Origin of the sequence: Kitasatospora sp. GAS1066B (assembly GCF_041262605.1) — a bacterium.
In the GTDB taxonomy this organism is placed as follows: Bacteria; Actinomycetota; Actinomycetes; order Streptomycetales; family Streptomycetaceae; genus Kitasatospora.
Map to the genome: position 1 here is coordinate 11709 of NZ_JBGCCO010000044.1, position 7483 is coordinate 19191.

Consider the following 7483-nt stretch of genomic DNA (forward strand, 5'->3'; position numbering starts at 1 on the left):
CCCGGCAAGCGCGTTCAAGTGCCGTCCGCATAGGCGAGGTGCTCGCCGCAGGCGCGGCAACGGAACAGGTAGGCCGTCGGGTTGCCGTCCGCGTGGAGCGCCTCCAGGAACGACTGGAGGAAGTGCTCCTTCCGGCGTGGGTCCGCGAATTCACTGCGGATCATCTCCAGGGCCTCGGGGTGTGCGCGCAACTCCTCGATGCCCACCGGGCCCAGGAACGCGGCGGCATCCGCGCAGTGGGCCAGCCAGCGGCCCTGCTGCCAGGAGCTGAAGGCGGGGGTGCGGCTGCACACCTCCTCGACGACATCGTCGGGCAGGCCGGTGAGTTCGCTGGCATCCGTGAACTCCGCATCGAATCGGCGGGCCGCCGACCCGTCGGCGATGCACCACGGGCAGACCCGCCCCGGCGCCTCCTGCGCGGTGTACATCGGTCCAACGTAGAGGAGGCCGCGGGGTTGTCCGCAGCAGCAGCACGGCTCGGCGCTTGGACGCAGCGATCCGGTGGCGAGCGGATCGGGGTGGTAGGGGAAGGTGGGCAGCGCGGTCACGGCTCGATCCTGCCTTGGCGCAGGACCAGTTCGGCGATCTCGGCGACGCGGGCTGCGGTGATGCCCTCACGCTGTTCGACAGCCAGCGGGTGGTCGGTGGGTTCCAGCTCGATGAAGGGGCGCCTGCCCAGGGGACGCGTGTGCACCTGCGTCTTCAGGATCATCGTGGAGACACCGTAGAGGGGCAGTTCGGTGGAGAGCCAGCCGAAGTACGCCGGCTCCTGGTCACGGTCCTCGTCCTGCCAGCGCTCGACGGCGCGGGCGAAGTTCGGGGCACTGAGGGAGGACCAGACACCCCAGGAGAAGATCTCGCCGGTGTCGCGCACGGGTATCTCGCTCAGTCCGTGGATGAAGAGCGCCTGCCCCTTGATGCTGCACAGGTCTGCGGTGAGCATGCTGTCCGTGTCCTCGGCGTACTGCGGGTGCCACAGATCCGGGGCCTTCGCACTATGGGAGAGTGCTGGCCCAGCATGCTCGCCGTGGCAACAGGAGCAGGTGAAGGTATGCGCAGTGCTGGACATGGTTCGGGAGCCTAGCGCCCCGGACGGGCAGCCCCGAGTTCGCCCAGGCCCGGCGTAGCAGCAGCTCAGCTCCGGTGACATGGCGCCGAGAATCCGGGTGTCCGGGGGTAGGCCGTGATCGTAGACTCGCCGGCATGGCTGGACCGGTAGTGGGAATCGAGTTGCCAGGAGCGGTCCCAGACGAGGACCTCGTACGTCTGCGTGCGCTACTGAGCGAGATCTGCGAACGGGTCGAAGAGGAGCGCCCTGGGCATTTTGATCTCCAGGTGCTCGCGGATCGGTTGGCCATCGCGAACGGTGACGCACCGGCAGGAGGCCGGCCGTTCCTGGTGGCTCTGGCCGGTATTGGAGATGAGGAGACGTTCACAGCCGAGCACGCGGACAACCCCGATCTCGAACCGCTGATCGGCTTCACTCCGACCCACGGCGTCAACGTCATCGCGATGTGCAACCGGGAAGTAGACCATGCCGTCACGGCACATCTGACCGCATCGATCATGGATATCGTCGGGGGTGTCGCCCACGTCGAGTTCCACCAGAGCAACCTGCCGGTCATGGCCACCCTGCCAGGCCTGATTGCCACCCTCCCCGAGGCCTTCGGCGCCACTACGTTCGGCACCGCGCAACTCCTTCGGACCTGGGCCGCACACCCCGACTTCCGCCTGGTCAAGTAACGCACACGAGAAGGGATCGACGGCCGCCCGGCAGCACCCGGGTGTCGGTGCCTGATGCCAGACTGCTGGCCATGCCACTCGCTGACCTCACCTTCCACCGCTGGCGCGCCCTCGACCACCACGCCGCCAACCGTCACGCGCACGAGGCCGCACGGAAGGTGGGTGGACGGGTGGTCGAGGTCCGCACCGTCACGCACCTCGGCGCCGCATTCCACAGCGCGGTGATCGACCAGGGCGGCCGGCAGTTCGCGCTCGTCCCCGGCGGAGACGTCACGGTGGGCTTCGATCTGGACCGGTGGCAGCCGACACCCGAGCAGCTGGAGAGCTACCAGACGGAAACACTGGCTGGCGGGTTCGGCTTCGCAACGGACCTGCGCGACCACCTGGCCGAGGTGCTCAGCCCATTGCGGACCGTCACCGTCCCCACGGTGCTTGTGGCGTTGGAGCCCGAGGCGTTCACCACCGCCTTCGCCAACATGCCGGCGCTACTCGCCGAGCGGGGCTTGCGACTGTCGAGCCCGGACGAGTGGGAGCACGCCTGCGCCGCCGGAGCGGGCACGCTGTTCCGCTGGGGCGACCAGTGCCCGCTGGACCGCTCCCCCTACGAAGCCCCCGACGGACCGCAGCGCCAGCGCAACGTCCTCGGACTACGGATCGCCTACGACACCTACCAGGCGGAGCTGACCAGCGACCCATCCGCCGTCCACGGCGGCGACGGTGGGGAGGCAGAATGCGGCGGCTACGGCACCCTCGTGACATGGCTGGCCCTGGCCACAGCAAACCGCAACCCGGCTATGTCCGAGTTCCTGCACGGCGATGACGGCGAATCCATGTACGAGGACTTCTCCGCCCGTCCCGTCCTCGACCTGAACTGACCCCCTGACCCGCCATCTTCCCGGCACCTTGAAGGGCCCTGATGCCCCGCCACACCCCGCCACGTCCCGTGGACATCGAGCAGCTCTTCCCCGAGTTGGTCCCGCTGCGCCGCACGACCACCCGGCTGCATCCGCGTCCGGGGGCTCCCGAGGTGGACGAGAGTTCGGTGGGCGGCCCGCTGCGATGGCCATCCAACGAACCATGGCCGCACTGCACCGATCGTCATTACGGCCCGGCGAACGGGCCCAGGTCACCGGGCGGCAGTGCGCTGGTGCCCGTCATCCAGATCTACCGCCACGACGCACCCAAGCTCTCGTTCCCCGACGGGACGGACCTGCTGCAAGTGCTGTGGTGCCCCTTCGAGCACGACGAGTGCGAACCCACGCCGCAGGTCTTCTGGCGCGCCGCTGCGAGCGTCGAGACGGTCATCGACCCGCCACCCGCACCGACCGACGCCGAGCCCCGGTACGTCCCCCAGCCGTGTGTGGTCCATCCGGAGCCGTTCACGGAGTACCCCCGCAACGACCTGCCTCTCGGCCTGCTCCACGCGCTACGAGACCGCTTCGACCAGTTGGAGGCGGAGTCCGGCGTGACCTACTGGGGCGACCTTTCCACCGCCGAGGGCACCAAACTCGGCGGCTACCCCTGCTGGACGCAGGAGCCCGACTGGCCCGACTGCCCAACATGCGACGACCCCATGGAACACCTGCTCACCGTCGCCAGCTGGGAGTACTCCGGCGAGGCATGGCGAACCTGGCTCCCCATGGAGGACCGGACACTCGTGGACGGGCAGGAAACCCGCGGCGACGCCGGCAAGGCGGCCCTGGACGCAGCGGGGCTCATGCTCGGCGACGCCGGCGGGGTCTACATCTTCGAGTGTCGCACCTGCCCCGACCGCCCCACTGACCATCGCTTCGACTGCTCCTGACTCACCATCATGCGATGTGCCATCGCTCGAAGGAGTGAATCGGAGTCGTCTCCCTACCACCACCGGCACGGCACTGACACACTGACATTGAAGTCACCCGGACTTCGATCGCGATCGACAGTCCCGCGATCACCATGGAGCACCCAGATCCAGCTCCCCCAACACCCCGGATCGCCGTCGGCTCACGGTCTGTGTCCGGCCTCGGACACGACCCATTGGCCAACATGGTTGGCCAGGGAATGCAGGTCAGGAGCGATCCTGACCTGCATTTTGCGTTATGCGTGATTGTAGTCGCAGCGCAGGCCGAGGGCGGCGTAAGTCTGCCGCTTGGTCTCGGGGTTGGCGTCGCGCAGGACGTCGACCATGCTGCCGGCCTGGTGCACGAGGTCGGCGATCTGTTGTTCGGTCAATGCCTGTGAGGCTCGGAAAGTGATCGCCGCTGCTCAAGCTGCGTATCGGTACTCGTTGAAGACCGCCCGCCAGCACCCACTGGACCCGCCGTGCCGGACGCCGGCCACCGGGGCCCGCTTGCTCACTGCTCCCCGCTCTCCCCACGTCTTTGAAGATCCAGCGAAGTGGAGGGACGGATGCGTGGCCACCGGAGTGCGGCCGGTCAGTGTCAAGCCGTCAGCGGGCGCTGCGGGCTGAGGTTCGCTGCCGTGCCGGCAGTCCGGCCGAGGCGCCTGCGTCAGGCGAGCCGGGTGGTGAGGTCGGCGAGCAGCTCGGTCTCGGACAGGGTCAGGTAGAAGTGTCCGCCCGGGAACCAGCGGTGCTCGAAGCCGCCGGGGACGGTCAGTTCGGACCAGGCGCGGACACCGTCCGGCGAGCAGTCGGGGTCGCTCTCCCCCGCGTACGCGGTGATGGGCGCGCACAGGGGTTTCGGCTGCCGTGGGCGGTACGTCTCGATGAGCCGGTAGTCGGCGCGCAGCGCCGGGAGGGTCAGCTCACGCAGCTCCGGGTCGTCGTAGGCCTCCGCCCCGGGCCCGCCCAGCTGCCGGACGTCCGCGATCAGTGACTCGTCGTCACGGGTATGCAGGTCGGTGGGCGCGGCGCGGTGCGGGGCGACGCGGCCGGAGACCAGCAGGCGGGTGGGCGTGCGGCCGCGGCCGTCGAGCCGCAGGGCGACCTCGTAGGCCACCGCCGAGCCCATGCTGTGGCCGAACAGCGCCACCGGCCGGTCGAGGTACGGTTCCAGGGCGGCGTGGATCTCGTCCGCGAGGGTCGGCAGGTCGGGTGCGAAGGGCTCCAGGAGCCGGTTCTGCCGTCCCGGGTAGCGGACTGCCAGGAGCTCGACGTCGGCGGGCAGCAGTGCGGGCCAGCTGTCGAAGGAGTTGGCGGCGCCGCCGGCGTGCGGGAAGCAGACCAGTCGGAGCCTCGGCTGCTGTGCGCGCCGGTGCACCCGGAACCAGGCGGCGGCCTCGCTCCGGGCTGCTGACGGCCGGGTGGCCGGGTGGCCCACGGCTACCACCGGCCGCGTGACGGTGCGGAGTTGAGCTTGGCGCTGAGCGCCGCGAGGAAGGTCGGGAGCTTGTCCACCATGGACTTGGGGACCGGGGTGGTCTGGACGGTGTCCCGCACCACGTCCTGGAAGACGAGCTTGTAGGTGCCGTTCTCCTCGACGAGTTCGGCGGCGTAGAGCAGTGTTTCCATCGAGGTTTCCATCGGGAGTCCTAGCTAGGCTTGGTTGTCGTTGAGCCAGGCGGTCCACGCCTTGGTGGCCTGCTGCTCGTCGGCGTCCTCGGCGAACAGGTGGTGGGCCAGCCAGAGCGGCCAGTTCCAGGTGCTGCCGTTGAAGAAGCGGTACAGCGCGTCGGGGCCCCGCAGGCCGACGAAGTCGGGGCTGAGCCAGTCCACGACCACCTCTTCCGGACCGCCGTCCGGGCCGGGGACGTGGAGTGTGAGCCGGTCGCCGACGGCCGCGTCGTCGGCGAGGCCGAGGCGGCGACGCAGGGCGGCGAAGTCGGCCGGGTCGGCGGAGGGTTCGGGGCGCTGGGCCTTGACGTAGACGGCGGGGCGGCCGCCGAAGTGCCGCAGGTACTCGGCGAGACCGTGCTGGTAGAAGTGGACGTGCTTCTCGGCCGCGTCCGCCTTGGTGTCCCAGATCTCGTCCCAGACGCCTTCGTGCACCCAGTGGATTCCCATCCGCAGGTGGCTCGTTCCGCTGTCCACCGGCTCGATCCGGTAGCTGAGCGTGTTGGAGAACTCGTCGCCCAGGGTCGCCCGGACGGCGAAGTGGCTCGGCGGCTCCCACACCACGACGGTGCTGTCGGACCGGGTGGCCTTTCCGCCGACGCGCGGCTCGACCTCCATGGGGTACAGCCAGCCGAGGTTACCGGCACCGGTGGCGACCGCGGCCCATACCTGTTCGGGTGTCGCGGGCAGGTCCTGTTCCTTGCGGACCTCGAACTCTCTGGTCATGGTCGGTTCTCCTTCGTCATCGTTCAGGTGTCAGTAGGTGAGCGGGAGGGCGGTCAGCCGCCGTTGCAGCGGGTTGGGCCGCCATTCGAGGGCCTCCCCGCCGGCTGCTTCGTCGGCCAGCCGCAGCTCCGGCAGTCGGCGGACCAGCGTGCTGACGGCCACCTCCACCTGGAGCTTGGCCAGTGGGCCGCCGAGGCAGAAGTGCGGACCGTTGCCGAAGCTGAGGTGCCGGTTGCCGGGGCGGGACAGGTCGAGCCGGTCGGGGTCCTCGAAGCGCTCGGGGTCGCGGTTGGTCGCGGCGAGGAACAGGTACACCAGCTCGCCCGCACGCAGGGTCCGCCCGCCGATCTCGACATCCTCCGCGACGACCCGGACGATCGCCTGGGTCGGCGTGTCGTAGCGGGCCAGTTCGTCCACGGCGCTACCGATCAACGCCGGGTCGTCGCGGAGCCGGGCCAACTGGTCGGGGTGGCGCAGCAGAGCGAGCATGCCGTTGCCGACCAGGTGGGTGGTGGTCTCGTCGCCCGCGGTGATCAGGACGAAGCAGGTGGACAGCAGTTCGGAGTCGGTGAGCCGGTCGTCCTGCGCCTGCGTCGCGACCAGGGCGCTGATCAGGTCGTCGCCCGGGTCGGCCCGGCGTTGGCTGACGAGTCGGGCGAGGTACTCCTCGTACTGCTCGATCGCCGCCTCGGACTTGTCGATGTCCTCGCTCATCCGGCCGAAGCGGCGGAACCAGGTCTTGACCTGCGGGCGGTCCTCGGGCGGGATGCCGAAGAGCTCGCAGACGACGGACAGCGGCAGCGGGGAGGCGACCGCCTCGATCAGGTCCATGGCCGGGCCCGCCGCGAGCGCCTCGTCGACGAGCCGGTCGACGATCCGCTGGATGCCCTCGCGCAGGGCTTCGACGCGCCGGGCGGTGAACGCGCGGTTGGCGAGCTTGCGCAGCCGGGCGTGGTCCGGCGGGTCGGTGTTGGTCATCACCCGGCCGAGCCGTTCGGTGAGCCGGCTGAATGCCTTCAGGTCACCGCCGAGCGCGCCGTAGGCGCGGGTCATCCGGTCACGGTCGTTGGACAGCCGCAGGTCGCCCAGGGCCGCCTCGACGTCGGTGTAGCGGGTGAGGTGCCAGATGCCCTCGGCGCTGCGGTGGACCGGGCTCTCGCGCCGCATGCGGGCGTAGAACGGGTACGGGTCCCGGCGGGCCTCGGGCGTACGCAGCGCCGCGGCGAGGTCGCCGGGCCGGGCGAGGCCCGCGCTGCCGCGGGCCTCGTCCAGGGTGTCGGTGGAGGTCACGTCGGCCGCGCTACCGCTGGGCTTCCATGGCGTCGGCGAGACTCTTGGGCCGCATGTCGGTCCAGGACTGCTCGACGTGCTCCAGGCAGGCGGCGTGGGTGTCGGGGCCGTGGGTGACGGTCCAGCCGGACGGGACGTCCGCGAACTGCGGCCACAGCGAGTGCTGGTTCTCCGGGTTGACGAGCACGAGGAAGGTGCCGTCCTGGTCGTCGAAGGGGTTGGTCATGG

The 7483-nt window shown here is 69.9% G+C and carries 11 protein-coding genes; 3 read left to right on the plus strand and 8 right to left on the minus strand.

The features are described 5' to 3' along the window. Positions 1–14: 14 nt before the first annotated feature. Both ABH937_RS34060 and ABH937_RS34065 read right to left on the minus strand, forming a co-directional pair. Positions 15–548 carry a CbrC family protein gene (locus ABH937_RS34060; protein ID WP_370220476.1) on the minus strand — a complete coding sequence of 178 codons (534 nt, stop codon included), beginning with the start codon at positions 546–548 and terminating at the stop codon, positions 15–17. Continuing rightward, positions 545–1150, minus strand: a complete 606-nt coding sequence (locus ABH937_RS34065; protein ID WP_370220477.1) for a DUF2199 domain-containing protein — start codon at positions 1148–1150, stop codon at positions 545–547. Before ABH937_RS34065 ends, ABH937_RS34060 begins: the two co-directional genes overlap by 4 nt. 53 nt (positions 1151–1203) lie before the next feature. Between ABH937_RS34065 and ABH937_RS34070 the strand changes: the two genes are divergently transcribed. From ABH937_RS34070 to ABH937_RS34080, 3 genes are all read left to right on the plus strand, one after another. Next, positions 1204–1743 (plus strand): DUF6368 family protein, encoded by a 540-nt coding sequence (locus ABH937_RS34070; RefSeq protein ID WP_280691832.1) that lies wholly within the window; start codon positions 1204–1206, stop codon positions 1741–1743. A 71-nt stretch (positions 1744–1814) separates the two neighbouring features. Continuing rightward, the gene (locus ABH937_RS34075) at positions 1815–2618 is read left to right on the plus strand and encodes a hypothetical protein (protein ID WP_370220478.1); all 804 of its coding nucleotides are present in this window, start codon (positions 1815–1817) and stop codon (positions 2616–2618) included. A gap of 41 nt (positions 2619–2659) precedes the next feature. After that, complete coding sequence (locus tag ABH937_RS34080) at positions 2660–3547, plus strand: DUF1963 domain-containing protein (protein ID WP_370220479.1); 888 nt, start codon at positions 2660–2662, stop codon at positions 3545–3547. 275 nt (positions 3548–3822) lie between these two features. On the opposite strand, the gene ABH937_RS34085 is transcribed toward ABH937_RS34080, so the two are convergent. From ABH937_RS34085 to ABH937_RS34110, 6 genes are all read right to left on the minus strand, one after another. Beyond that, entirely contained in the window at positions 3823–3957 is a 135-nt protein-coding gene (locus ABH937_RS34085) for a hypothetical protein (RefSeq protein WP_370220480.1), read from the minus strand. A 278-nt stretch (positions 3958–4235) separates the two neighbouring features. Continuing rightward, on the minus strand, positions 4236–5015 hold the full coding sequence (locus ABH937_RS34090; protein ID WP_370220481.1) for a thioesterase II family protein: 780 nt from the start codon (positions 5013–5015) through the stop codon (positions 4236–4238). Next, on the minus strand, positions 5009–5209 hold the full coding sequence (locus ABH937_RS34095; protein WP_280691827.1) for a hypothetical protein: 201 nt from the start codon (positions 5207–5209) through the stop codon (positions 5009–5011). Before ABH937_RS34095 ends, ABH937_RS34090 begins: the two co-directional genes overlap by 7 nt. A 12-nt stretch (positions 5210–5221) precedes the next feature. Next, entirely contained in the window at positions 5222–5965 is a 744-nt protein-coding gene (locus ABH937_RS34100) for an SRPBCC domain-containing protein (protein ID WP_370220482.1), read from the minus strand. A gap of 30 nt (positions 5966–5995) precedes the next feature. Then, positions 5996–7255 (minus strand): cytochrome P450, encoded by a 1260-nt coding sequence (locus ABH937_RS34105; RefSeq protein WP_370220483.1) that lies wholly within the window; start codon positions 7253–7255, stop codon positions 5996–5998. 10 nt (positions 7256–7265) lie between these two features. Continuing rightward, positions 7266–7481 (minus strand): MbtH family protein, encoded by a 216-nt coding sequence (locus ABH937_RS34110; protein ID WP_280691824.1) that lies wholly within the window; start codon positions 7479–7481, stop codon positions 7266–7268. Positions 7482–7483 lie beyond the last annotated feature (2 nt).